Source organism: Pseudomonas sp. BLCC-B112 (genome assembly GCF_028550695.1).
GTDB classification, from domain to species: Bacteria; Pseudomonadota; Gammaproteobacteria; order Pseudomonadales; family Pseudomonadaceae; genus Aquipseudomonas; species Aquipseudomonas danubii.
Genome location: NZ_JAQQGK010000015.1, coordinates 69,610 through 93,030, shown reverse-complemented (window position 1 = coordinate 93,030; position 23,421 = coordinate 69,610). Strand labels below are relative to the sequence as shown.

The following is a 23,421-nucleotide window of genomic DNA, read 5'->3' as shown; positions in this document are numbered from 1 at the left end:
TCAGCGGTAGAACTCCGACGGCGGTGTGCCGAACTGGCGCTTGAAGGCGGCAGCGAAGGCGCTCTGGCTGTCGTAGCCGTGTTGCAGCGCCACTTGCACCACCGGCATGCCCTCGGCCAGGCATTCCAGGGACATCAGCAGGCGCGCCTGCTGGCGCCAGCGGCCAAAGGTGATGCCGGTGTGGCGCTGGAACTGGCGATGGAAGGTCTTGGCGCTCATGGCCAGGCAGTCGCTCCATTGCTCGGCGGTGCGATTGTCCGCCGGGTCGTCCGCCAGCGCCTGGCACACCCGCAGCATGCGTGGCTCATGGGGCCAGGGCAGGCTGAACGGCAGCACCGGCAGCGAGCGCATCTCATCGAGGATCAGGCGCATCAGGCGGCCGTCGCGGCTGTCCGGCGCATACTGGGTGCCGACCTGGGCGGCGGCCAGGATCAACTCGCGCAACAAAGGCGAGACCTCGATCACGCAGTCATGCTCGGGCAGGCCATCTATGGCATCAGCGTTGATGAACAGGCTGCGCATGCGCACTGCGCCGCGCATCCGCACCCGGTGTTCGACGCCCGCCTGCAGCCACACCCCGCGACTGGGCGGTACCACCCAGCGTCCGGATTCGGTGTCGATCACCAGCACGCCTTCGATGGCATAGGCCAGTTGTGAGCGAGGGTGACTGTGGGCCGGTATTGCATGGCCGTTGGGGTAATCCACGGCGATGCTGGTGACCGGCAGCGCCAGGCTATCGATGGACGAGACAACCAGCAGATCGGACATGCAGCGCAGCGCCTCCGGAGCGGAAGGGATCATGGGGCGACCATCATAAATTCAAATGTCCATTTCGCGACAATAAAAGGCTGTTTAGCGCAGTACATTCAGGTGACAGCCCCCTAGACTGCCAGTCATTCCTTTCTTCCAGACGGTTGCCACCGCCCATGAATCCCCGCTTGCTGACCCTGCTACTAGCCCTACCCCTGCCTTACGGCCGGGGTCTGCCGGTGCTGCCAGGAAGCTGGCACCCAGGCTGATCTCCCCCAGACTCCGGCCTCGAAGCGCTTTCCATGCTGAAAGCGGGGGAGATCCATCGCCTTCTCCATGCTTCTTTCGAGGTCAGTATGCTCACCCATCCCCATACCAAATATCGTGCCCTTGCCCCTGTGGACCTGGACTCGCGCCAGTGGCCGTCACGCACCATCACCCAGGCTCCGATCTGGCTCTCCACCGACCTGCGCGATGGCAACCAGGCGCTGTTCGAGCCGATGAACCGCGAGCGCAAGTTGCGCCTGTTCGAGGAGCTGGTGCGCCTGGGCTTCAAGGAAATCGAAGTGGGATTCCCCGCCGCCTCGCGTACCGATTTCGAGGTGGTTCGTGAGCTTGTGGAACAGCAACGGATTCCCGCCGACGTCACGCCCATGGTGATGACCCAATTGCGTGAGGACCTGATCCGCGAAACCGTACGCAGTGTGCAGGGCGCGCGCCGGGTCATCGTCCACCTGTACAACGCCATCGCCCCCGTTTGGCGGCGGGTGGTGTTCGGGCTTTCGGTGGACGAGGTCGAGGCCCTGGTGGAGCGCCATGTAAGGCTGTTGCGCGAGTTGACCGACCAGCAGCCGGAAACCCAATGGGTGTTGCAGTACTCCCCCGAAACGTTCTGCATGGCCGAGCTTGAGGTGTCGCTGCGCATGTGCAACACCGCGATCCGCACCTGGGACGCCGGCCCCGGGCGCCCGATCATCATCAACTTGCCGACCACCGTCGAGGTGGCGACCGCCAACGTCTTTGCCGACCAGATCGAATGGATGCACAAGCGCCTGGAGCGCCGTGATCAGGTGACGTTGTCGGTGCACCCGCACAACGACCGGGGCACCGGCGTGGCCTGCGCCGAGCAGGCGCTGCTGGCCGGGGCCCAGCGGGTCGAGGGTTGCCTGTTCGGCAATGGCGAGCGCAGTGGCAACCTGGATCTGGTGACCCTGGCCCTGAATCTCTATACCCAGGGCATCAGCCCCGGGCTGGATTTTTCCGATATCGCTGCGGTGGCCCGGGTCGCCGAGGCGTGCACGGCGCTGCCGATCCACCCGCGCCATCCCTATGTCGGCGATCTGGTGTTCACCGCCTTTTCCGGCTCGCACCAGGACGCCATTGCCAAGGGCTTTGCCGCCCAGGCGGCCGACGGTTTCTGGGAGGTGCCCTACCTGCCCATCGATCCGCAGGACCTGGGGCGGACCTACGACAGCATCGTGCGCGTCAACAGCCAGTCCGGCAAAGGTGGAATCGCCTTCCTGCTGCAGCGCGACCACGGCATCGTCATGCCTCGGCGCATGCAGATCGAATTCAGCGCCATCGTGCAGAAGCTGGCCGATGCCAGTGATGCCGAGTTGAGCAGTGACGCTTTATGGGAGGTGTTCCAGCGCACCTATCTGGCTTGCACAGAGGCAACGGCCGGCCTGCAGTATCTCGGTCACCGATTGTTCGATGCCCCCGAGGGGCAGGGCATCGAGTTGCGGATCGCCATCCCCGGAAACCCGGCGCTGTGCTTGCGTGGAGTGGGCAACGGACCTGTCGCCGCGACCTCGGCCGCCCTGGGCTTGCCGCTACGCATCGACAGTTTTGAAGAGCGCAACCTGGCAGCAGGGGCCGATGCACAGGCGCTGGCCATTGTTGAAGCGGCGTGGCCAGGGGTTGCCGGTTCCCGCTTTGGCGCCGGGTGCCATGCCAACACCGTCACCGCTTCGGTGCAGGCGGTGATCAATGCCGCGGCGCGGTTTTATCCGGAACGAGTGCTGAGGTTCACCCCAGCCTCGGAATCCGTCCTGGAGCCCGCGACTCGCTGAGCGACTCAGGTCCGTGGCCGGCCCTTTGTTGTGCCGGCCGCTGGATGCCCGGACAAAAAAAAGCCCGCTATAGAGGCGGGCCAAATGGGATTCGTTCAGGAGTGGCCATCAATCTAAGGGAGGCGAGGTGAAAGTCCTGTGAAAAAAAGGTCGTGCTGAGGAAAAAGCCTAAAGTCATTTGTCCAGATCGCACGGCGTTTTAGGATCTGTCCGATAGGACCGTCCCCAGCACCTGCGTATATTCCTCCCTGCTCGCCCAGCCAAAGGGGGTACTTCGGCTTAGGTGCCACTGCCGAAGTGATGGGCGAGCACTTTTTTCTTCCTGCTTTTTCCTGCTTCTCGTTTCCCACCTGTTTGCTTCCCAGCTATCGCTCCTCACCTGTTGTTTCCGCTCTGATTGGCCTGCGCCAACCGTCCCGCTGCACGCTCCAGCGACATTCCTTTCAAGACCTGATCCATGCTCAGTGCCTTTATGGGTGCCCGGCTGCGTGGCGGCCCGTCCTTCAGGCCAGGTTGAGGCGGCGATGAATCTCGGCCCACAGTTGCGGGTCGTCGAAGTCCTGGATCACCCGATGGGCGCCGGCATCCAGCAGGGTCTGTGGTTGCTGGCTGGTGGCCAGGCCGAAGGTGCAGATGCCAGCCTTGACCGCGGCGGTCAGCCCGGGGACCGAGTCCTCGAAGGCCAGGGAATGCTCGGCCCTGGCTTGCAGGCATTCCAGGCCGCTGAGGTAGGGCAGGGGATCGGGCTTGGCCCGGGGCAGTTCCTCGGCCACCAGGACCGTCTGGAAACGCTCCTCAAGGCCCAGCACCTTGAGCATGTGCTCGGCGTTGGCCCGCGGGGCGTTGGTCACCACACACACGCCAATGTCGTGCTCGGCGGCAAAGTCCAGCAGGCGCAGCAGGCCGGGCATGGGTTTGAGTTGGGGGGACAATTGACGAAAACGCACTTCCTTGCGTTCGGCGAAGGCTTCATGTTCCGCCACGCTGCGCTCGGGGAACAGGTAGCGGCACATGTTGGCGTTGGCCTGGCCACTGACGTGGGCGGCGAACTCTTGCTCGGTGAACACCCGGCGGTCTTCTTCCCACAACAACTGTTGCAGGGCCAGCAGGTGCAGGGCGTCAGTGTCGGTCAGGGTGCCATCGAGGTCGAAAAGCAGAGCGTTGAGCATGGGACAGTTCCTGTCGGGCCCCATCCGGGCCGGTTGGCTGAATCGATCAAGCCCGCATCCTAGCAGGCTTGATCCCAACCGTGACCGGTGGCCTCAGCCCTGAGCGTTGTCGCCTTCGCCCTGGTCTTCTTCTTCGTCCGGTTGCGGGCAGTGCTCCTGCGGGTTGGCCGGCCACAGCACCTTGTCCTGGCCGTCACGCACCTGCTCGGCGCCGCATTCTACCTGGCTGACCTGGAAGCTCGGGGTGCCGTCCAGGCGATACAGGGCCTTGAGGCTGCGGGTCTGGTCGTCGCCCAGGCCTTCCACGGCATAGCCGAAGATCGCGCCGCGGGCTTGGTCCACCACCAGTTCCTGCCACTTGCTGGCGATCAGGCGCTTGCCCTTGAGGTCATACAGGGCCGAGGTGGCCAGGGGCGAGGTGTCGTCGGTGGCCAGCAGGTAGTGGCCGCTGGCATCCAGATGGATGTCGACGTACTGGCCCGGCTCCACCAGCACCTTGCCGCTGGCGTCCATCAGGCCCACGGTGCGCACTTGGGTGGCCTGGCCGAACAGGGTGGCCTGCTTGGTCGGGCTGTTGGCGGTGCTGAACACGAACAGGTCGGCGTTGATCGCACCGATCTGGGCGTAGGTGGGCTTGAACAGCTCGACGCCCTTGTCCACATCGAAGATGCCGAAGGTGGCGCTGAACACGTTCTGCAGCACCGCGACCTGGTTCAGCCCCGATACCTGCTTGAACATCCCCAGGGGGCTGAAGCCGGCTGGGTCTGCCGAGTCATAGACCGGTTGTACCTTCCACTGGCCCTGGCGATCGATGAGCCCGGCCTTGCCGGAGCTGCCGTCGGCGTTCTTGGCGGTGACCAGCGCGCCCTGTTTGCCGAACACCTGGCAGGTGCCGAACTGGGCCTGGATCACGGTCTTGCCCTGGAAGTCCATGTAGCCGCAGGGGCTGTCGTATTGTTCGCGGAAGGCCACCAGGCCGTCACCCGGCTCGCCCATCCAGTTGTAGGTGGCGGCGCTGATCAACTGGGCCTTGGCATCGGCCAGGGCCTTGCCCTGTTCGGTGCTGACCACCAGATGCTGGTTGGCAAAGTAGTCGATGCTGTCGAAGTCGATCTTTTTCTGCTCGCCGGTCTTGAGGTTCAGCGCCCACTTGTCGCTGCCACGCTCGGCGATCATCCACCAGCCGCGTTTGGCGAAATCGTCGCGGACCATGCTGCTGTCGAACACCGCTTCGGTGATCACCTGGCCGGTGGCGCTGAGAATGCCGCGCTTGCCACCGATCTCGTAGACGATGAAATCGTCGTTGCCGCCCACGTACAGATCGTCGAAGCGCGGCGGCTGAATCTGCTGGCCGGCCTGGTCGATGATCCCCAGCTTGCCGTCCTGGCCGAAGCCGAAGAGGCCGGGGGTCAGCAGACGCAGGTCATCGGTAAAGTCGGCCTTGATGATTTGCTTGCCATCGGCGCTGGCCAGGTTCCAGGTGCCGTCCTTGGCGAACAGGAAGCTCTTTTCCAGGGGCATGGCGACCACGGCGTCGTAGTCATTGTCGGCGCTGACCAGTACCGCACCGTTCTGGTCCAGTACGGCGCATTCGCCATTGGCGCAGATCGGCATGACCATGGCCGCCGGAGCCGGGGCCGGCGCGAGGGTGGTGGTTTTGGGACTGGAGTCTTCCTTGCATCCGACCAGGGTCAGAGCAGACAACGAGAGGATCAGCGAGCCGAGACGGGCACAGGCGCTTCTATCCATGAACTTCAGGTTCCTTGTAAATGAGGGGTAGTGCAGAGCGCCCCGAAACTCGGGGCGGGCAAAGCGCGGGAGATTCTGCGGTGGCGCCGGATAAATGCAAGATCCAATTGCAAAGAAAACCACAGGTACAGCGCTAAACCCTGTCTCAGACTGAGACGGTTGTCGCGAAATTGTACGGCGGGTAACACCCAGCAGCCCGATGGCGCCCCGGGCATCTGTCTAAGTCATTGATCGGGCGCTGGTTTGTAAGCTGGCACGCTCCGTGTATTGCATAGCTTCAGACGTTTCTCTTGCCTCCATGGCCGGTATCGCCGGACATGGCAGAAACCAAAAAAACGACTCGCTAAAAATAAGAAAGCACCGTGGGAGGTTCGACCCTGATGAAGAGAAAACTCCGCCTGAGGCTGAGCGCCAGCCTGCTGGCCATTGCCACCTGTAGCGCCTTGCATGCCCCTTCGAGTTTCGCCGCCCGGGATGCGCAGAGCATCCTCAAGGAAACCTGCCAGGGCTGCCACACCCCCGAGGCCGGGGGTGCCCTGAGCCGTATCAGCCATCAGCGCAAGACCCCGGAAGGCTGGCTGATGAGCATTGCCCGCATGCAGGTCATGCACGGGCTGCAAATCAGCGATGACGACCGCCGCACCCTGGTCAAGTACCTCGCCGATACCCAGGGCCTGGCCCCCAGCGAGACCGACGGCGTGCGCTACGCCCTGGAGCGGCGCTTGAACACTGTCGAGCATTTCGACGAGCAGACCACCCAGATGTGCGCTCGTTGTCACTCTGGCGCGCGCATCGCCCTGCAACGGCGTCCGGCCCAGGAATGGGAGCGCCTGGTGAACTTCCACCTCGGCCAGTGGCCGTCCCTGGAGTACCAGGCCCTGTCCCGGGACCGCGAGTGGTTGCCCACCGCCCTCAAGGAAATGGTGCCCTTGCTGGCCCAGCGTTACCCCCTCGACAACCCGTCCTGGAAGGCCTGGCAACAGGCCCGCCCGCAAGCGGCGGCACTGGCCGGCGACTGGAGCTTCAGCGGCCACCTGCCGGGCAAGGGCGAACTGGCCGGGGTGATGAGCGTCAGCGCCGGGGCAGGCGATCAGTTCAAGGTCAGCGTCAAGGGCCAGTACGCCGATGGCAGCCCGTTCAATGGCCAGGGCAGCGCGATCCTCTACAGCGGTTATGAGTGGCGCGGCAACGTCACGGTCGACGGCGTGGTCATGCGCCAGGTGTTGGCGGCCCAGGGCAACACCCTGCAAGGGCGGATGTTCGAGGCCGAGCACGACGAGCGCGGCCTGGACTTCATCGCCGCCAAGCAGGGCAGCAGCCGGCTGCTGGCGGTGCAGCCGGGTTACCTCAAGGCTGGCGAGGAGGCCGAAGTGACCCTGGTGGGCGCCGGTCTTGCGGGCACTCCGAGCTTCGGCAAGGGCGTCGAGGTGGTGCAGGTGCTGGAGCAGAGCCCGGAGCGCATTCGCCTCAAGCTCAAGGCGGCGGCCAGCGCCCAGCCGGGGCTGCGCGAAGTCAGTGTCGGCAGCCTCAAGGGCGCCACGCTGGCGGTGTACAACCGCATCGCCGAGGTCAAGGTGGTGCCGGCGTTCGCCGTGGCGCGAGTGGGTGACGGCGGCGGTTCGACGCCCAAGGTCCAGGGGCGTTTCGATGCCGAGGCCTGGGGCCAGGGCGCCGACGGCAAGGCCTATCGCATCGGCGTGATGCCGGCGCAATGGAAGGTCGAGGCCTTCGACGAGCAGGCGGCCAAGGACGAAGACGTCAAGTACGCCGGCAGCATGCAGGCCGACAGCGGGGTGTTCACCCCCGGCGATGCGGGACCCAACCCGCAGCGCAAGATGTCCACCAACAACGCCGGCAACCTCAAGGTGATCGCCGCCGTGGATGACGCCGGCAAGGCCCTGACCGGCGAGGGCCAACTGATCGTCACCGTACAACGCTGGAACAATCCACCCATTCCCTGAGGGCCGTCGAACGCTACCGACAGACACTTTCAGGCAATGACCGCAGGCCCCGAAAGCGGGGCTTGCACAGGAGGTTGTAATGGGCGCAATTCTGAATCTGGTGGAGCGCAACCTGCATGAAGTGCAGGTGGACGCCGACCGCATGCTGTTCCATATCCCCAGCAGTTCGCTGTTCGCCAGCGATGCCTTGACCTGCAGCATCATCGATGCCCTGCGCGGGCCCGGCTGTACCCCGGAAGACTTGATCCAACAGCTGGCTGGCGCTTACGACGGCTTGGATATCAGCGACACCCTGCGTGAGCTGATCGCCCTGGAGCTGGTCAGCGACGGCTCGCCCCTGACCCCGGAAATCGGCGTCAAGCGGGTCGAGCGCACGGCGATCAATACCGTGGTGCTCAACGTCAACACTGGCTGCAACCTGAGCTGCACCTACTGCTACAAGGAAGACCTGGACAAGCCCTCGGCGGGCAAGAAGATGGGCCTGGACACGGCCATCGCCTCGGTGGAGATGCTGCTTCAGGAATCCCCGGACGAAGAGCGCTACACCGTGGTGTTCTTCGGCGGCGAGCCCCTGAGCAACCGGCCGCTGATCGAGGCCATGGTGGACTACTGCGAACAGCGTTTTAGCGCGGCCGGCAAGTTCGTTGAGTTCGTCATGACCACTAACGCCACCTTGCTCACCGAAGAGGTGGTGGACTACCTCAACGCCCACCGTTTCGGGCTGTCGGTGAGCATCGACGGGCCCAAGACCGTGCACGATCGCAACCGCATCACCGTGGGCGGGCAGGGCACCTATGACGTGGTGCGGCGCAAGGCGCAGATGCTCCTGCAACGCTACAACAGCCGCCCTGTGGGGGCGCGGGTGACCCTGACCACCGGGGTCACCGACCTTGAGACCATCTGGGACCACCTGTTCAACGAGCTGGGGTTTGCCGAGGTGGGATTCGCCCCGGTGACCTCGGGAGACATCAGCAGCTTCAACCTCAGCAGCGAGGAGTTGATCGAAGTCTTCGCCAGCATGAAGCGCCTGGGGCGGCGTTACCTGGAGGCGGCGCTGGAGCACCGCAATATCGGTTTCTCCAACCTGCACCAGCTGATCACCGACATCCACGAAGGCCACAAGAAGGCGCTGCCCTGTGGCGCGGGGCTGAAGATGCTGGCGGTGGACCACAAGGGCGAACTGAACCTGTGCCACCGCTTCACCGGCTCATCCTTGCCGACCTTCGGCAACGTGCATGACGGCGGGGTCAAGCAGGTGCAACTCAACGACTTTCTGTCCCAGCGCCTGGACCGGACCCACACCGGTTGCGACAGTTGCCGCATCCGCAACCTGTGTTCCGGTGGCTGCTACCACGAGAGCTACGCCCGCTACGGCGACCCGGCGCACCCGACGTATCACTATTGCGAACTGATGCGTGACTGGGTGGATTTCGGCATCGAAGTCTACAGCCGGATCATGGCGCACAACCCTGCGTTCATCAGCAGTTACATCACTCCGCGCAAGGCCCACTGACATGAAACATCTCAAGCCAATCAATAACAAAGCTCAGAAACTGACCGAGGCTGCGGCCCAGGACCGGATCGAAGACGTGCTGGCGATGAACTCCGTGGCCGGTTGCGCTTCCACCACCGACCCAGGCTGGGAAATCGACGCCTTTGGTGGCGTCTCGTCCCTGTGCCAGCCGATGGAGGCCGACCTCTATGGCTGCTCCGACCCGTGCTGGTGGCCGGCCCAGGTGCCCGACATGATGAGCACCTACCCCGACTGGAACAAGGACGCCCAGGCTTCCAACGACAACTGGCGCAACCTCGGCACTGTCTTCCCCAAAGACAAGTGATGAACAAGAAGAAGGATTCCAGCATGCACAGCATCAAAGCCTGCGGCCTGGTCGCACTCGCGGTTCTCGGCGCCTGCTCGTTCAGCGTTCTGGCCGATGAAGGCCTGGCCCTCAACAGCGGTCACGAGTACATGGTGACCACCAATTACCCGAACAACCTGCACGTCATCGATCTGGCCAGCGACAGCCTGTACAAGACCTGCAAGATGCCCGACGCCTTCGGCCCCGGCACCGTGCAACTGTCGCCGGACCGCAAGATCGCCTACGTGTTGAACAACCACTACGCGGATGTCTACGGCGTCGAGCTCGACAGCTGCAAGCAGGTGTTCCACGCCAGCATCACCCAGCACCCGGGGGAGAAGGCGCGCTCGATGTTCGCCTTCACCGTCAGTCACGACGGCAAGGAGCTGTACACCGTGGCCAACCCGACCTTGCTGCTCAATGATCGCTACGAGGTCAAGGAACCGCGGCTGGATGTCTACGCCACCGACGCTGGGCTCAATGCCAAGCCGGTGCGCAGCTTCCCCGCGCCGCGCCAGCTGACCATCATGCAGAGCGGCGATGACGGCACCCTGTATGTGGCCGGGCCGGACCTGTACAAGGTTGACGTCAAGACCGGCAAGTTCGAGGTGCTGATCCCCAGCCGCCATTGGCAACGTCCCAACTACAGCGCTCCGGACGTGCTCTACGTGTGGAACCAGCAAACCTACCGGCATGACTTCTCGCTGCTCTACACCGCCGCGAAGTTCAAGGACAAGCAGCAGGACCCAGCCACCGCCGAGCCGCTGTACGGACTGTTCAGCGTCGACCTTGCGACCGGCAAGACCGAGACCACCGACTTCGGCCCCCTGACCGAAATCTACTTCAGCGGCATGCGTTCGCCCAAGGACCCGAACCTGATGTTCGGCGTGCTCAACCGCCTGGCCAAGTACGACATCAAGCAGAAGAAGCTGCTCCAGGCCGCAACCCTGGAACACTCCTACTACTGCATTTCGTTCAACCGGGCGGGGACCAAGATCTACCTGTCGGGGACCTTCAACGACGTAGCGATCTTCGATGTGCAGAGCATGCAGCAGATCGGCAAGATCACCTTGCCCGGGGGCGACATGGCGATCACCACCGCGCAGATCTTCATCCGCTGACTGCGTCTCCCGCCGCCGGCTCCTGTGGTAGGAGCCGGCTTGCCGGCGAACAGGCCCGCACGCTGTGGGGCGTCCTCACCGATGCTTTGCGGGTAAGCCCGCACCTACTGCCTAGGCACCGGGCAGCTCAAATCCCCTTCCTCGCACTTCAGGTATTGCTTGAAGCTTTCCACCCGAGTCTTGGTCAAGGCCGTGATGCAGTTGCTGTAGGCCACCGGATACAGGCTGCCACCTTCCACCCCCGAGGTGGAAAAACGGCACTCGGCATCGCGGAACGCCAGCCAGGCGCGTTGGGCGCTGACCAGCAGCTTTTTGCTGTGTGGCTGGTCTTTCAGGCGCTGGTTGATCTGTTGGTAAAGGGTATTCAGCTCCTTGTCCGCGGCCTTGTTCAGGGCGTTGGCGCACAGGGTCATATCGGTCTGGGTGCTGCTGTTGCAGTCGTAGGCCTGGGCCAATGGAGCCAGCAGCAGCGGCGCAAGGGCCAGAAGCAGGATCGGACGCATGGAAAGTCTCGCAATCGGTCAATGAGAAAAAACAGTCTAGCCGCGGCTGGGTTGCCACTCGGGCCAGCGCTCCAGCGCTTCGTCGGCCAGCCAGGGTACATCGTGGGAGGTCCAGATATGCACCTGTGGCGTCTGCCCCGGATCATCGTCCAGGGTCGCCACCCGCAGGATCACGTGGGGCTGGCCCGGCCGCTCCGCCAGCAAGTGAGAGCCGCAGACCGAGCAGAAGTGCCGCAGCTTGCCCGGCGAGGACTCGAACGCCCTCAGCAGCTCCTGGCCCCGGGTCCAGCGAAAGTGTTCGCGCATGACTCCGGCGGTGGAGGCAAAGGCCGCGGCATGGGCTTTGCGGCAGGTCTGGCAATGGCAGTGGCCGATGGGCATGTCCAGGCGCTGCACCTGATATTGCACGCCCTGGCACAGGCAGCTGCCGTTGAGTGGTCGGGCAGATGCGTGGCGTTGCGAGGCCTGTAGCAGGTCGTCGGCCATGGCCTGGATGTCATCGCCCATGTGCAGCCGGGCCAGCCAGTGCGGTGGTATCCCCTGGACCCCGTAAAAGGCTCCGGCCAGCTGACCGACGATGGCGGCAGTGGTGTCGGCGTCGTCCCCCAGGTTAGTGGCGGCGAGCACCGCTTCGGCGTAGCTGTCCGTGTGCTGGAAGCACCACAGCGCGGCCTCCAGGGAGTCGACGCAGTAGCCGCTGCCGCGAATCTGCTCGCGGCTTTTCTCCAGGTAGCCGCCCTGGGCCAGGGCTGTGACCTTGGGTTGGCTGAAAGCCTGATCATCGAGCTGTTGCAGTTCCACCTTGCTGGCGCCACCCAGGGCCTTGGCGATCAGCCCGGCGAACAACTGGCAGCATTCGACGGCTTCGGCGGCGCCGTGGGTGGTGCGGGAACTGGCGCCGGCAAACTCACGGACCCGGGCCAGGTCGGGGTAGTGAAACAGCACCACGGGCGCCAGGCGCATCAACGAACCATTGCCGGCGGTTTGCGGGTCGGTTGCGCCGGCGAAGGGCTGACCGTGTTCCTGGAAGTCGCTCAGGGCCTGGCGCACGGTCATGCCGATATCGAAGCACTCGCCGGTGGCGCTCAAATAGCCCCATTGCCACCAGTTGAGGTAACGACCCATCTGGTCGGCCGGGTCGAAGCCGTCCTTGCGCAACAGGCTTTCCCCCAGGCACAGGGCCATGGAGGTGTCGTCGGTCCACTGTCCGGGCTTGAGGTTGAAGGGGCCGCCGCCCAGCAGATCGGTGACTGGCGTGAAGCTGCCACGGGGCTTGAATTCGACGCTGGTGCCGACGGCGTCGCCACAGGCCAGGCCCAGCAGGCTGCCGCGGTAGCGGTCGATAAGGGAGAGGGGCATGGCAGATCCTTTGCAAAGTAGAGGTGCAGTGGCGCCGGCGACAGTAGCATTTTTCGTTGGGGACGATCAGTCGCGCCTTCGGCCAGATAAAGGTTGCGCTGGACTCACAGAGGTCTAAGGTCTGTACGAAAACCCGCCGAACGAAGATCAGGTAGTTTCCGTACAGAGCTAGTGCTCATCACTGGAGGTGATCCATGAACTCTTCAGATCGCATCGAACGCAAGATCCTGCTGCATGCCAGCCCGGCGCAGGTATGGGCGGCACTGAGTGAAGCCGAGACCTTCGGTCGCTGGTTCGGCGTGGCCCTGCAGGGCCAGCATTTCGCTCCCGGCCAACGCACCCGGGGGGCGGTCACTTACCCAGGTTATGAACACCTGACCTGGGATGTGCAGGTGGAGCAGATGCTGCCCGAAGAGCTGTTTTCCTTTCGCTGGCATCCCTACCCCGTTGACCCGGCCCATGACTACTCGGCGGAGCCCACCACCCTGGTGCAGTTCGAACTGGAACCGCATGGCGGCGGCACCTTGCTGCGGGTGGTCGAATCGGGCTTCGACGGCATTCCCAGCGAGCGCCGGCTCAAGGCTTTTCGCATGAACAGCCGTGGTTGGGACGAGCAGATGAGCAACATAGAAAATTACTTGCAGCTGCGCTGAAGTCGTTTGCGGCAAGCGGCACGTTGCGGATCGAGTCGTGGTGTTTGAAACTTGCCGCTTACCGCTTGGAGCTGTTCTTTTGTTCGCAACCTATCTCGAACGTTGGCGTCTGCTGCCCGATGGCGAGGCCATCATCACCTTGGGCAGCCGTTTGCTGCCCGTACGCCTGGAAGACGGCGCGCCAGCGATGCTGAAACTCGCCCTGGATGAGGACGAGCAGGGCGGTAACCGCCTGATGGCCTGGTGGGCCGGGGAGGGCGCGGCGCAGGTTTATGCCCAGGAGGATGAGGCGCTGTTGATGGAGCGCGCGCAGGGCTCGCGTTCATTGATGCGCATGGCCCTGGCGGGCGAGCATGACGCCGTCATCCACATTGTCTGCGCCACGCTGGCGCGCCTGCATGCGCCACGTGCGCAACCCTGGCCGGCGTTGCTGCCCCTGGATCATTGGTTCAAGGATCTGCGCGAGGCAGCGCAACAGCAGGGTGGCTTGTTGCTCAATAGCCTGGCCATGGCCGAGCAACTGTTGGCTGCGCCTCGGGACCTCGTGGTACTGCACGGCGATGTCCACCACGACAATGTGCTGGACTTCGGCGAGCGCGGCTGGCGGGTGATTGACCCAAAGCGCGTATACGGCGAGCGTACCTTCGACTTTGCCAACCTGATCTGCAATCCGGACTTGCCCAGCGCCACCGATCCACTGCGCTTTGCCCGGCAGGTGCAGGTGATCGCCGCGGCGGCGCAGCTCGATCCTCGACGCCTGGTGCAATGGGTGCTGGCATTCAGTGGCCTGTCCGCCGCCTGGTTCCTCCAGGATGACCACCAGGCCGGAGCCCGCCACCAGCTCAAAGTCGCGGCTTTGGCCATTCAGGCACTGGCGTGTTGAACTAGGGGTTTGCGTAAGTGAGCTATAGCGAATTTCCTACACGCGCTGTAATTCAATGCGCCTTCTGCGCACCGGGCTTTGTGTTTAATCTTCTTTCCCACAACTGCAGCGCAGGAAGCGCTCAGGATCAAGGAAGATCGACCATTAGCACGGATGCTGCAGACAGGAAGTCATGATGGTCTTGGAAAAAACCCGCTTCGGCGGGTTTTTTTTCGTCTGTCGATAACGGCCAAGGCGGCTTGTCAGCGGTGTTGTGCGGCGGGTGCTTTGGTGTCCCGGGGCGCATAGACTGGATCAGTCTGGGCGGGCCAGGTGCTTTTCGGCAATGGCCGGCTTGCTACTTGGAACAGCGGAATATGGCCATGACAAGTTTTTTCTTTGCTGCACTTTTTAGCGCCGTAGTCAGTTTTTTTCTGCCCGGCAAGACAACTGGGCGCGTGCGCAACTGGGGGCGAGTCAGCTGGTTTTGGGGGCTGACCATCGTGCCTCTGCCCGCGTTGGGATTGGGGGGAGGGGGTTGCACAGGCCCGAATTGTCCGACCTTGATGGAGACGCTGATTCATCTGGTGCTGATGTTTGTCGGGCTCAATGTGCTGGGGGCGCTATGGATGATTGCCCGGAAAATCCGCTCGATCTGGCGACGTTGGCTCGATCCGCAGGCACCTGTCTCGACACAACAGACGGATTCGCAGGAACCTCCCAGCTCGTGAGCCGAGAGGCTGGGTCAAAGCTATCTTGCTTGATGCAAGCGCTGCGCCGCTCTTAGGGTGATCTCCCGGCGCTTGTGCAGGGAATCCGCTGTCCGGCTGCGGGCCTCTTGCACCACGCTGGCCGGGGCGGTGTCCGGGCTGCCGGCCTCGAACGGCGGCGCCGGGGCGTACTCCAGTTGCAGTTGCACCCGCTGCGCAGTGGCGGCGTCGAACAGTTCGGCGGCCAGGGTCAGGGCGAAATCGATGCCGGCAGTAATGCCGCCGCCGGTCAGCAGGTTGCCGTCACGCACCACCCGCTCGCGCACCGGCATCGCCCCCAGGGGCGCCAGCAATTCGTGGTAGGCCCAGTGGGTGGTGGCGCGCTTGCCCTGCAGCAGGCCTGCGGCGCCAAGCACCAGGGAGCCGGTGCACACCGACGTCACATACCGCGCCCGGGCCGCTTGCCGACGGATGAACGCCAGGGTCTGGGGATCTTCCATCAGGGGCCCGACACCGGCGCCCCCGGGAATGCAGAGCACATCCAGGGGCGGGCAGTCGGCAAAGTTCGTGGTGGCCTGCAGCACCAGGCCGGAGCTGGCGATCACCGGCCCGGTTTCCTTCCAGAGCAGGTGCAGCTGTACGTCGGGCAGCGATGCCAGCACGTCGTAGGGACCGGTCAGGTCCAGTTGTTGAACCTCTGGAAACAACAGAAAACCTATCTGCACTGTCATGGCCTGTTCCTTGTGTGGGTGGGGTGGACGGCTTGACTCTAGCGTTCTAGGATTTGGCGCATACGCCAACCTGCCCTCGATTTACGCCAATCATGTCCAGCTCCGCGAAAAACGTGTTTGTCCTGGCCTTTGCCAATGCTCAGTTGCTGGATGTCACCGGCCCGTTGCAGGTGTTCGCTTCGGCCAATGACCGGGCCCGTGGCCTGGGCTTGCCCTTGCCCTACAACCCCAGGGTCATTGCCAACCCGGGCGGGGCGACCCTGAGCTCATCGGGGCTGGCGCTGCTGGCCGATGCCTTGCCGGCGCCGGAGGTGGCCTGCGATACCTTGATCATTGCCGGCGGTTGGGGCGTCTACGAGGCGGCTCGGGACCCGCAGTTGGTGGCCTGGGTCGCGCAGCGCGCAACGGTCTCGCGGCGGGTGGCCTCGGTCTGCACCGGTGCTTTTTTGCTGGCCGCCAGTGGCTGGCTGGACGGGCGCCGGGTGGTGACCCACTGGACCCGCTGCGATCAACTGGCCGAGCAATACCCGCAACTGCGGGTGGAGCCCAATCCGATCTTCATCAACGATGGCCCGGTATGGACCTCGGCCGGAGTCACCGCCGGTATCGACCTGGCCCTGGCCCTGGTGGAGGCCGACCTGGGGCGCGAGGCGGCGCTGGATGTGGCCCGGCAACTGGTGGTGTTTCTCAAGCGCCCGGGCGGCCAGTCGCAGTTCAGCGTGACCCTGTCGCTGCAAAACAAGGGCGGGCGTTTCGATGGGCTGCACGCCTGGATTGCCGAGAATCTCAGTCGCGAGCTGACCCTGCCGATCCTGGCCCAGCAGGCGGGCATGAGCGAGCGCAGCTTCGTCCGTCACTACCGCGCCGACACCGGCCAGACCCCGGCCCGAGCCATCGAACTGATCCGCGTGGAAACCGCCCGGCGCCTGCTGGCCGATACCGGCCTGCCGATCAAGCGCATCGCCGCCCAATGCGGTTTTGGCAGTGAAGAGACCCTGCGCCGCAGCCTGCTGCGAGCCCTGGGGGTGACGCCCCAGGCCTACCGCGAACGTTTTGCCAGCACCGAGCAGGCCTGAGCCCGGGGCGCGGGGTTCAGCCTTCGACCAGGCTCAGTTGGCCGTCGCTATACAGCACTTCGCGGCCGACCCAGGCCGGGTCCACTTGCGGCAGCACCGCCGACGGCTTGCGCAGTTCCCGCAGCAGCGTGGAGCCGTGGGACAGGCGCCCACCCATGCGCGCGATCACGGCCCGGGCCGCTTGGTAGTGAGCGTGGCGCCCGGGATCGAGGGTGTCCTCCAGGAGGATATCGACCCCCAGCACGCCCTGGACCTGCCCCGGATAGATCATGAAGCCCGCGGCCTGCTCGCTGCCTTCGCGGCCGTCCTGCCAGAAGCTGCCGCCGCGGCTGCGCGGATGCTCGTGGGGGGCGAACCAGTAGTCGCGATCGGCCTCGGGCACGGCGTGGTGCAGGCGGAAAAAGATCCGCATCAGGTTGTCCCGGTACCACTCGCGCACTTGCAGGTAGTAGCCGCGCATGCCCGGCAAACCCAGGCGGTGGGCCAGGGTGATGGCCGGGCTCCAGTGCGGGAAAGCCTGCAGTGGCAATTCGGTGCAGGGCGGGCGCGGGGTGCCGGGGTCGGTTTCCCAGGGCAGGCGATGGGGGCTGTTGTCCAGGTTGTCGTAGGCGGTGGGCGGGCGCCCCAACAGCGCGCCGCCGCTGCTGGCCAGGGCGGTGGCGATGCACAGGTTGCCCTGCACCACGAACACATAGAAACGGCTGAACCAGTCCGCCAGTTGTTGGCCATCGGCAGCGCTCTGGTGCAACTGCGCCAACTCGTCATCGAAGCGCCGCAGGCCGCGTTCCAGGGTCAGCAGATGGCCTCGTGCGACGTGCTGCATGCGCAGGAAACGCGGTAGCGAGCGCAGCAGCCGCAGCGGGCGCAGGGGCAGCTCCGGGGTGGCGCCACCGACTTCCCCGGCGTAGCTGGAGGAAGGCAGGCCCCAATCGGCCAGGCGCGCCAGGAACAGGTCGTTGTTGATATAGGAGGCGCCGCCGAACACCGCGGTGAAGGGTTCGTTGTCCTGCAGCACCCGGCTGTCCCAGCGGGCCATGATCGCCGGGATGCTCGCCGCTGCCCGGCGCTGGCCGTACTCGACGAAGCGGCTGGGTTGCGGCGGCAGGATTTCGGCGATATTGGCCGCGGTCAGGTGCCGGCGCCAGCCGTAGTCGCTGATGGGTCGGTATTGCAGCAGCCAGAGTTGCTGGCCGTCCCAGGCCCACTCCACATCGCCGGGCACATAGTGGAAGACCTTCAGCACCCCTTGCAGGAAGTCCCACAAGGCACTGGCGTCGAGTCCCTGGGTGCTTGCGAAGTGGCCACTTTCCCAGGCACTGCCCAGGCGCGACAGCACCGCCCGCTGGGGGCTGACCTGACCGTCGGCGAGGCTTTCCAGATGGCCTTCGACCCACTCCAGCTCCACCGCGAGATGACGCACGAAGGCGATCCCCGACAGGGTCGGCTGGATGAAGCGCTGCACCACCACTTCCTCGACGCCGGCGTCCCGCAGTTCACCGATGCGCGCTGCCACCTGATCCCGGGGGACCCGCAGGTAAGTGGTGCTCAGCCCGGCATTGGCCGAGTCGGCCTGATCCTCGCCGTAGCTGGAAGAGCGCACCGCCCACAGGGCCTCCGGCTGGCTGGCGAGCAGGGCCGGCAGGCGCGGGTCGCCGGCGCTGTCCAGGGACAGTGCGCTGGGCACTGGCTGCCCGGCCAGTTCCGCCAGACGCAGGCGGCCGCCCTTGGTGTGGGCGACAAAACCCGGGTCGCCGGACTCCAGCCAGTCGACGAACGCCGCCGGCGCATCGATCCAGGGGTAATGGCCCCAGCCCGGCTTGAGGCTGATCCGCAGGTCGGCCCGGGCCAGGATCGCCGACCAGGCCGCAGCCTGGGCCATCCCCAGCAGTCGGTCCTGGTCGCCCCAGACCAGTTGCACCGGGTCCTTGATCCACTCCAGCAGCGGCAGCGCGGTGTCGGCCCGCAGCTGTTCCCACAGGGGCACGAAAGCCCGGCAGCGGGCATAGCCTGAACCCATGCGCTGGTACTGCTGCGGCGTCCACGGCTGGCGCGAGAATTTACCGGCGAACAAAGTCGGTTTATGGCTGAGCAAGCCATGAATCAGCAGGCGCGCCGGCAGCGGCGACATCAGCGCCGGCAGGCGCCGTTGCCAGAGAAAGGCCCCTACCGGCGACAGCAGCACACTGCGCGAGAAATGCCCGGGGCGGCGTTGCAAGGCGTGCAGCACGATCAACGCGCTGACCCCCACCGCGACAATTCCCTGGCCCGGCTCGGTCATGCCCAGCAAGGCCTCGGCGTACTCAGCGAGGTCATTGCAAGGAGGCAGCGGGTTGTCGCCAAACCCCGGCAGTTCCAGCGGCTGCACCTGATAGCGCTGAAAGTGCGGCAGGGCATCGTCCCACCAGTCGGCGGCGCTGCCATTGCCCGCCAGCAGGTACAACAGGGGCTTGCTCATGGGCATTCCTCAGCTCAGGTCAGGTCGCGCAGGGCGGCGTCCAGGGTCGGGTAACGGAAGCGGTAGCCGGCCTGCAGCAGGCGCGCGGGCACCACTTTCTGGCCGTCGAAGAACAGCTCGGCCATTTCCCCGGCCAGGGCCCGCACCGGCGCGGCCGGCACATGCAGCCACACCGGACGCTTGAGCACCTTGCCGACGGTGGTGGCGAAGGTGCCCTGGCTCACCGCTTCCGGCGCCACCATGTTGTAGGTGCCGGACAGGGACGCGTCGTTCATCGCCCGGGCCATCACTTGCAGTACGTCGTCGCGGTGCACCCAGCTCATGATCTGCTGGCCATCGCCCATGCGTCCGCCAAAGCCGAAATGGAAGGGCAGCAGCAGGGGTTTCAGGGCGCCGCCGGGACCGAACACGATGCCTAAGCGCAGCACCACCTGGCGCACGCCGAAGCGCGTCGCCGGTTCCGCCGAGGATTCCCAGCGCGCGCACAGATCGGCCATGAAGCCTTCACCGCGCTCGGCGTTTTCATCCAGGCTCTGGCTGGCGTCGCGCACCCCGTAGAAACCGATGGCCGACGCCTGGATCCACAGCTCCGGCTTGTGCTGGGCGTGCTGCAGCCAGTTGAGCAGGGCTTCGGTGGTGCCAACCCGGCTGGCCAACAGTTGCGCCTGGCGCTTGGCCGACCAGCGCGGCCCGGCCACCGGGGCGCCGGCCAGATTGATGATCACGTCGAAGGCCTCGCCGTGGCCCAGCTTGCTCAACGAGCGCAAGCAGCGGGCACGACCGTCGAACAGGTAGGCGGCGCGCAGCGGATCGCGGGCCAGCACGCTGACGGTGTGCCCGGCATCCAGCAGTTGGTTGACCAGGGTTTCACCGATAAAGCCGGTGCCACCGGTGACCAGCACCCGTTTGCCGCGGCCACCGGCAAAGGGATTGGCGCCCTGGCCCTGGCGTTGCAAGCGCAACGCCGCCAGGCCATCACGAATGCCCGACGCTGTCACGCCGACGGCAAACAGGCTCAGGGCCCAGCCTTGCCAACCCAGATCGATGGTGTTCAAGGCGCTGGGCAGGCGCGACCACTCCAGCAGTTGCAGGCCATACAAGGCGAAGAAGGCCCCGGCATTGATCGCCAGCACGGTGTGCATGATGCGTTCGATGGCCGGCAGCTTGCGGCTGCGGTCCTCGACCACGAAGTCCCACAGGGTCAGGCCGATTTCCAGGGCGAACAGCACGGCGATCACCAGGGCCCAGATGCCCTGGAACGCCAGGTGGGCGATGCCCATGAACAGCACGCCGTAGAAGCACGAGCGCAGGGCATGGATCGCCAGCTCCTTGCGCGCGCCGTGGCGTTGCGGCAGGGCCACGGTGAGTTCGTGATGGTAGATCGTGTCCAGGGCGCCGAGCACGCCTTGGGCGAGCAACAGGGCGATGGCCCACTGCAGGATTGGCAAATCAGCCACGATGGTGAAGTCCTTTTACGAGGGAAGACGAGAGGTACGGCGGTCGTGGCGCTGCAGCCACAGTAACGGTGGCAGCAGCACCAGCAGGGCGAAGCTGTCGATCCACAGGTGCGCGGTCATGTTCATCTGCCACGACAACCACATGTCCTGGGGCGCCCACAGCACAATCCCGGCCATCAGCCAAGCCCAGGCCGCCGGGGCCCGCAGGCGGTTGCCCAGGTGCACCAGGCCCAGCAGGTACAACGAATAGCTTTGCAGGGTGGCGCCGAACAGACCCAGCCACCAGATCTGCTGGGCCCGGGCCGGCGCCGGTGCGGCGGCGCCCCAGAAGGCCTGTTCGATGCTGGCCAGGTAGTCGTTGAACAGGCCGCTGTGGCCGGCCCAGGTCAGCAGCAGTCCGGCCAGCAGGTGGCCGGCACCTACGGCGTACAGCCAAAGCACCAGGGCCCGGCGCAGGCCGGGCCGGGGGGAAGTCGTGGCGGGTAACATTCCATGTCCTGTGGGGGATCAAAGGCGCGAAGTGTACCGATTTTTCCCCGGCATGGCGTGCAGCCTGCGGCTCTTCTCAGGCGTTCTGGAGCAACTCCAGCAGCGCGTCGAGGGTGGCTTGCGGGGCTTCCTGGGGCAGGTTATGGCCGACGCCGGGCAGGATACTGCGCTGATAGGGCCCGCTGAACAGGCCGATATCGGGGTCCGGCTCGGTGGCCGGGCCGACCCCGTCATCGGCGCCACAGAGGGCGATGGTCGGCACCTGGATCGGCGGTTGTGCCTGCAACGCCTGCTCGATGCTTTCCAGGCTGGGGTCGCCGGGTACGTAGCCGAAGCGATGGCGGTAGGAATGGATCACCACTTCGACAAAGTCCGGGTTGTCGAAGGACGGCGCGCTCAGGCCATAGCACTGCGGTCCCTGGTTCCAGGTCGGCGACCACTGGCGCCACAACAGCTCGCAGAACGCCCGGCGATTGGCGGTCAGCCCATCCACCCCGCGCTGGGTGTTGAAGTAGTACTGGTACCACAACCCGTGCTCGGTCTCTGGCGCCCTGGGTTCGCAGGCCCCGGGGATGTCCTGGATGTTGTAGCCGTCGGCGCTCATCAGGCCCTTGACCCGCTGCGGCCACAGGGCGGCCTGCTGCCCGGAGCGCATGATCTGCTCGCTGACAAAGCGCGTCGGGCCGTAGCCCCGCAGGTAGGGGACGATGACCCGATAGCCGCGCTCGGCCAGCGGCGGGGCGATCTCGTCGTAGGCCCGCACGTCGTAGGGAAAACCGTGGAGCAGGATCACCGGTTCGGCGTTGGCCGGGCCGTGTTCTTCATAGGCAAGGTGCAGGCTGGGGGTAGTGACCTGACGCAGGGAGACTGAGCTGGGCATGGTGGCTCCGGGGTTCGGTGGCTTGAAACACCCTAGCTCAAAACGGTTACGGCTGATCTAGAGCGACTCGTACTGGCCGTCCTGGTCGACGTAGAACACCTCGCTGAGGTACCAGCGCTGGCCGCTGAAGATCAGGTGGTAGTGGTAATCGGCGGCAAAGCCCTCGCCGGGGCTGATCGCCCGGGTTTTCACTAGCGCACGATCCGCGGTTCGGCTGCTGGAGAGGATCTGCTCATACGCCGTGCCGTGGCTGGCCGGGGAACTGAAGGCAATGGGCTGGCCCTGAAAGCCCGGCAGGCAGAACTTGGCCAGCAACCGGGCGTACTCCTGCTGCGCCAAATCCATCGATTGCATGGGCGCGTTGTCCGCTTGGCGTGCACTGGCCCTGTCGCTCCACTGCTGATAGTCGGCAATGAATTGCCGGACCAGCGCTTCGGGCGAATCGCTGAACGAGGCGCACAAGGCGGGGTTGCAGAACAGCAGGGCAAGCAGGGCGAAGAGTTTTTTCATCGGGCTGCAATCACTCCATTGTGTTTTCGCGGCTCAGGCTTCACACAGCCCGTCAGCATCGCGCCAGTAAAGGGTGGATTCGTATTGGAACGAGAGGATGAATCGCGCCTCGCAGTGCTGGGCGATGGCTTCCAGTAAGCGGCGGGTGTCATCCAGAGAACTGTGGCCTTCGGGTTCGGGGCTCTTGATCCGTAGGTAGCAGCGCAGGCCGACTGCGAAGTCGCAGCCCTTGCGCTCTTCGGCGCGGATCTCGGGTTCCAGGCTGGAGTCTTCGCTGTGCAGGCTCAGGCCTGAGGGGAACCAGGCCTGGACCGCGCCGGGCAGACAGTGCACCTCGGTGCCCGGGAAGCCTTGCAGTAAACGGCCGAGCAGCGCCGAAGTCAGGCGTTGGTCGGCTTCAAGGTGCAGGTCCAGGCTCATGGGGTTTCCTTGTCGGTACGATGGGGCGAGGTGCGGATTCTAGCGTGGTGTCACCCGCAAGATCGCTTCCGGCACGCCGGCTTCTACAGTTCGTCGCTGCGGATCAGGTGCTTGAAGTGATGTCGCCACAGGTCAATACCCAGGCCGCCGCTGCGGTCCAGGGATGAGCCTACGGTCAGGTCGGTGAGCAGGGTCGGCTGCAATCCGGCATCGAACAGGGCAAAGCCGGCGGCCAGCACGCAGGTGTCGGTCTGGATGCCGCACACCAGCACGCGTTCGGGACAGAGGCTTTTCAGGTAGTCGAGTATCTCTGCCGTTGGCCCATAGCCGTGCTTGATGAAAACCTTATCGGCGGCCACCAGGCTCTGGTCGTCCGCCGCCGGTTGCCAGCCCAGTTGCCGGGCGAAGGGCGTGCGGCTTTCATCATGGCGTTCCACCGTGGCCACCGAGGGCATCTGTCCCAGCAGTGCGTTGATGCCTTCCACCAGCCATGGCGGTGGGTTGAAACAGGGTTGCACATCAATGATCAGCAGCACCTGATGCATGCCGTTTCTCCTTGGGGGGGCGGGTGAAAAGCTCGTCAGTGTGCCGCCCAACTTGTTTGGGAAGCTCCGATCAACTTGCCGCAACCGTGC

22 protein-coding genes and 1 pseudogene are annotated in these 23,421 nt (G+C 64.9%); 9 read left to right on the top strand and 14 right to left on the bottom strand.

Going from position 1 to position 23,421, the window contains the following annotated elements; all coding sequences use genetic code 11:
• A complete protein-coding gene (locus PQT43_RS29175) occupies positions 1-768 on the bottom strand; it encodes an AraC family transcriptional regulator (RefSeq protein ID WP_102861806.1) in 768 nt (255 codons plus the stop codon).
• Positions 769-1,106: 338 nt separating this feature from the next.
• Between PQT43_RS29175 and PQT43_RS29170 the strand changes: the two genes are divergently transcribed.
• Positions 1,107-2,822, top strand: a complete 1,716-nt coding sequence (locus PQT43_RS29170) for a 2-isopropylmalate synthase (protein WP_272755376.1) — start codon at positions 1,107-1,109, stop codon at positions 2,820-2,822.
• A gap of 503 nt (positions 2,823-3,325) precedes the next feature.
• On the opposite strand, the gene PQT43_RS29165 is transcribed toward PQT43_RS29170, so the two are convergent.
• Both PQT43_RS29165 and PQT43_RS29160 read right to left on the bottom strand, forming a co-directional pair.
• Positions 3,326-3,991 (bottom strand): HAD family hydrolase, encoded by a 666-nt coding sequence (locus PQT43_RS29165; RefSeq protein ID WP_268561706.1) that lies wholly within the window; start codon positions 3,989-3,991, stop codon positions 3,326-3,328.
• A 93-nt stretch (positions 3,992-4,084) separates the two neighbouring features.
• Complete coding sequence (locus PQT43_RS29160; RefSeq protein ID WP_102880115.1) at positions 4,085-5,740, bottom strand: WG repeat-containing protein; 1,656 nt, start codon at positions 5,738-5,740, stop codon at positions 4,085-4,087.
• A gap of 380 nt (positions 5,741-6,120) precedes the next feature.
• On the opposite strand from PQT43_RS29160, the gene peaA reads away from it, so the two are divergent.
• The 4 genes from peaA (at position 6,121) to peaD (ending at position 10,681) form a co-directional block, all read left to right on the top strand.
• Positions 6,121-7,701, top strand: coding sequence for a quinohemoprotein amine dehydrogenase subunit alpha (gene peaA, locus PQT43_RS29155; protein WP_267268661.1), 1,581 nt, complete (start codon positions 6,121-6,123; stop codon positions 7,699-7,701).
• A gap of 79 nt (positions 7,702-7,780) precedes the next feature.
• Complete coding sequence (gene peaB / locus PQT43_RS29150) at positions 7,781-9,214, top strand: quinohemoprotein amine dehydrogenase maturation protein (protein ID WP_110597151.1); 1,434 nt, start codon at positions 7,781-7,783, stop codon at positions 9,212-9,214.
• 1 nt (position 9,215) lies between these two features.
• Positions 9,216-9,539 (top strand): quinohemoprotein amine dehydrogenase subunit gamma, encoded by a 324-nt coding sequence (gene qhpC, locus PQT43_RS29145; RefSeq protein WP_102861784.1) that lies wholly within the window; start codon positions 9,216-9,218, stop codon positions 9,537-9,539.
• A gap of 23 nt (positions 9,540-9,562) precedes the next feature.
• Entirely contained in the window at positions 9,563-10,681 is a 1,119-nt protein-coding gene (gene peaD / locus PQT43_RS29140; RefSeq protein WP_102861804.1) for a quinohemoprotein amine dehydrogenase subunit beta, read from the top strand.
• 104 nt (positions 10,682-10,785) lie between these two features.
• On the opposite strand, the gene PQT43_RS29135 is transcribed toward peaD, so the two are convergent.
• The 3 genes and pseudogenes from PQT43_RS29135 to PQT43_RS29125 all read right to left on the bottom strand — a co-directional run.
• Positions 10,786-11,184: a lysozyme inhibitor LprI family protein gene (locus PQT43_RS29135; protein WP_102880118.1), complete on the bottom strand. Its 399-nt coding sequence runs from the start codon at positions 11,182-11,184 to the stop codon at positions 10,786-10,788.
• A gap of 36 nt (positions 11,185-11,220) precedes the next feature.
• Positions 11,221-11,670 (bottom strand): GFA family protein, encoded by a 450-nt coding sequence (locus PQT43_RS29130; RefSeq protein ID WP_311196049.1) that lies wholly within the window; start codon positions 11,668-11,670, stop codon positions 11,221-11,223.
• Between the two features lie 51 nt (positions 11,671-11,721).
• A pseudogene (locus PQT43_RS29125) lies at positions 11,722-12,543 on the bottom strand (ADP-ribosylglycohydrolase family protein); the annotation flags it as partial.
• A 194-nt stretch (positions 12,544-12,737) separates the two neighbouring features.
• Between PQT43_RS29125 and PQT43_RS29120 the strand changes: the two are divergent.
• The 3 genes from PQT43_RS29120 (at position 12,738) to PQT43_RS29110 (ending at position 14,789) form a co-directional block, all read left to right on the top strand.
• Positions 12,738-13,196, top strand: a complete 459-nt coding sequence (locus PQT43_RS29120; protein ID WP_102880120.1) for an SRPBCC family protein — start codon at positions 12,738-12,740, stop codon at positions 13,194-13,196.
• A 79-nt stretch (positions 13,197-13,275) separates the two neighbouring features.
• Positions 13,276-14,079: an aminoglycoside phosphotransferase family protein gene (locus PQT43_RS29115; RefSeq protein WP_272755373.1), complete on the top strand. Its 804-nt coding sequence runs from the start codon at positions 13,276-13,278 to the stop codon at positions 14,077-14,079.
• A 362-nt stretch (positions 14,080-14,441) separates the two neighbouring features.
• Positions 14,442-14,789, top strand: coding sequence for a hypothetical protein (locus tag PQT43_RS29110; RefSeq protein WP_267268660.1), 348 nt, complete (start codon positions 14,442-14,444; stop codon positions 14,787-14,789).
• Positions 14,790-14,809: 20 nt separating this feature from the next.
• Here the strand turns inward: PQT43_RS29110 and inhA are convergent, their stop codons facing one another.
• Positions 14,810-15,499 (bottom strand): isonitrile hydratase, encoded by a 690-nt coding sequence (gene inhA / locus PQT43_RS29105; RefSeq protein WP_267268659.1) that lies wholly within the window; start codon positions 15,497-15,499, stop codon positions 14,810-14,812.
• Positions 15,500-15,591: 92 nt separating this feature from the next.
• Here inhA and PQT43_RS29100 point away from each other — a divergent pair, with 92 nt between their 5' ends.
• The gene (locus PQT43_RS29100) at positions 15,592-16,575 is read left to right on the top strand and encodes a GlxA family transcriptional regulator (RefSeq protein WP_272755371.1); all 984 of its coding nucleotides are present in this window, start codon (positions 15,592-15,594) and stop codon (positions 16,573-16,575) included.
• 16 nt (positions 16,576-16,591) lie between these two features.
• Here PQT43_RS29100 and PQT43_RS29095 read toward each other — a convergent pair whose 3' ends face one another.
• From PQT43_RS29095 to PQT43_RS29065, 7 genes are all read right to left on the bottom strand, one after another.
• Complete coding sequence (locus PQT43_RS29095) at positions 16,592-19,030, bottom strand: alpha/beta hydrolase (protein ID WP_272755368.1); 2,439 nt, start codon at positions 19,028-19,030, stop codon at positions 16,592-16,594.
• 14 nt (positions 19,031-19,044) lie between these two features.
• Complete coding sequence (locus PQT43_RS29090; RefSeq protein ID WP_272755366.1) at positions 19,045-20,487, bottom strand: TIGR01777 family oxidoreductase; 1,443 nt, start codon at positions 20,485-20,487, stop codon at positions 19,045-19,047.
• Between the two features lie 15 nt (positions 20,488-20,502).
• Positions 20,503-20,976, bottom strand: a complete 474-nt coding sequence (locus PQT43_RS29085; protein ID WP_265073501.1) for a hypothetical protein — start codon at positions 20,974-20,976, stop codon at positions 20,503-20,505.
• 76 nt (positions 20,977-21,052) lie between these two features.
• Positions 21,053-21,856 carry an alpha/beta fold hydrolase gene (locus tag PQT43_RS29080; RefSeq protein ID WP_267268657.1) on the bottom strand — a complete coding sequence of 268 codons (804 nt, stop codon included), beginning with the start codon at positions 21,854-21,856 and terminating at the stop codon, positions 21,053-21,055.
• Between the two features lie 57 nt (positions 21,857-21,913).
• Complete coding sequence (locus tag PQT43_RS29075; RefSeq protein ID WP_159892243.1) at positions 21,914-22,366, bottom strand: hypothetical protein; 453 nt, start codon at positions 22,364-22,366, stop codon at positions 21,914-21,916.
• Between the two features lie 33 nt (positions 22,367-22,399).
• Positions 22,400-22,786: a hypothetical protein gene (locus PQT43_RS29070; RefSeq protein ID WP_170003234.1), complete on the bottom strand. Its 387-nt coding sequence runs from the start codon at positions 22,784-22,786 to the stop codon at positions 22,400-22,402.
• An 83-nt stretch (positions 22,787-22,869) separates the two neighbouring features.
• Positions 22,870-23,331, bottom strand: coding sequence for a cysteine hydrolase family protein (locus PQT43_RS29065; RefSeq protein WP_102861767.1), 462 nt, complete (start codon positions 23,329-23,331; stop codon positions 22,870-22,872).
• Between the last annotated feature and the right edge of the window lie 90 nt (positions 23,332-23,421).

Coding starts and splice junctions, on each gene's coding strand:
- PQT43_RS29175 (WP_102861806.1), bottom strand. CDS start 768: ATGTCCGATCTGCTGGTTGTCTCGTCCATCGATAGCCTGGCGCTGCCG.
- PQT43_RS29170 (WP_272755376.1), top strand. CDS start 1,107: ATGCTCACCCATCCCCATACCAAATATCGTGCCCTTGCCCCTGTGGAC.
- PQT43_RS29165 (WP_268561706.1), bottom strand. CDS start 3,991: ATGCTCAACGCTCTGCTTTTCGACCTCGATGGCACCCTGACCGACACT.
- PQT43_RS29160 (WP_102880115.1), bottom strand. CDS start 5,740: ATGGATAGAAGCGCCTGTGCCCGTCTCGGCTCGCTGATCCTCTCGTTG.
- peaA (WP_267268661.1), top strand. CDS start 6,121: ATGAAGAGAAAACTCCGCCTGAGGCTGAGCGCCAGCCTGCTGGCCATT.
- peaB (WP_110597151.1), top strand. CDS start 7,781: ATGGGCGCAATTCTGAATCTGGTGGAGCGCAACCTGCATGAAGTGCAG.
- qhpC (WP_102861784.1), top strand. CDS start 9,216: ATGAAACATCTCAAGCCAATCAATAACAAAGCTCAGAAACTGACCGAG.
- peaD (WP_102861804.1), top strand. CDS start 9,563: ATGCACAGCATCAAAGCCTGCGGCCTGGTCGCACTCGCGGTTCTCGGC.
- PQT43_RS29135 (WP_102880118.1), bottom strand. CDS start 11,184: ATGCGTCCGATCCTGCTTCTGGCCCTTGCGCCGCTGCTGCTGGCTCCA.
- PQT43_RS29130 (WP_311196049.1), bottom strand. CDS start 11,670: ATGGCCGACGACCTGCTACAGGCCTCGCAACGCCACGCATCTGCCCGA.
- PQT43_RS29120 (WP_102880120.1), top strand. CDS start 12,738: ATGAACTCTTCAGATCGCATCGAACGCAAGATCCTGCTGCATGCCAGC.
- PQT43_RS29110 (WP_267268660.1), top strand. CDS start 14,442: ATGACAAGTTTTTTCTTTGCTGCACTTTTTAGCGCCGTAGTCAGTTTT.
- inhA (WP_267268659.1), bottom strand. CDS start 15,499: ATGACAGTGCAGATAGGTTTTCTGTTGTTTCCAGAGGTTCAACAACTG.
- PQT43_RS29100 (WP_272755371.1), top strand. CDS start 15,592: ATGTCCAGCTCCGCGAAAAACGTGTTTGTCCTGGCCTTTGCCAATGCT.
- PQT43_RS29095 (WP_272755368.1), bottom strand. CDS start 19,030: ATGAGCAAGCCCCTGTTGTACCTGCTGGCGGGCAATGGCAGCGCCGCC.
- PQT43_RS29085 (WP_265073501.1), bottom strand. CDS start 20,976: ATGTTACCCGCCACGACTTCCCCCCGGCCCGGCCTGCGCCGGGCCCTG.
- PQT43_RS29080 (WP_267268657.1), bottom strand. CDS start 21,856: ATGCCCAGCTCAGTCTCCCTGCGTCAGGTCACTACCCCCAGCCTGCAC.
- PQT43_RS29075 (WP_159892243.1), bottom strand. CDS start 22,366: ATGAAAAAACTCTTCGCCCTGCTTGCCCTGCTGTTCTGCAACCCCGCC.
- PQT43_RS29070 (WP_170003234.1), bottom strand. CDS start 22,786: ATGAGCCTGGACCTGCACCTTGAAGCCGACCAACGCCTGACTTCGGCG.
- PQT43_RS29065 (WP_102861767.1), bottom strand. CDS start 23,331: ATGCATCAGGTGCTGCTGATCATTGATGTGCAACCCTGTTTCAACCCA.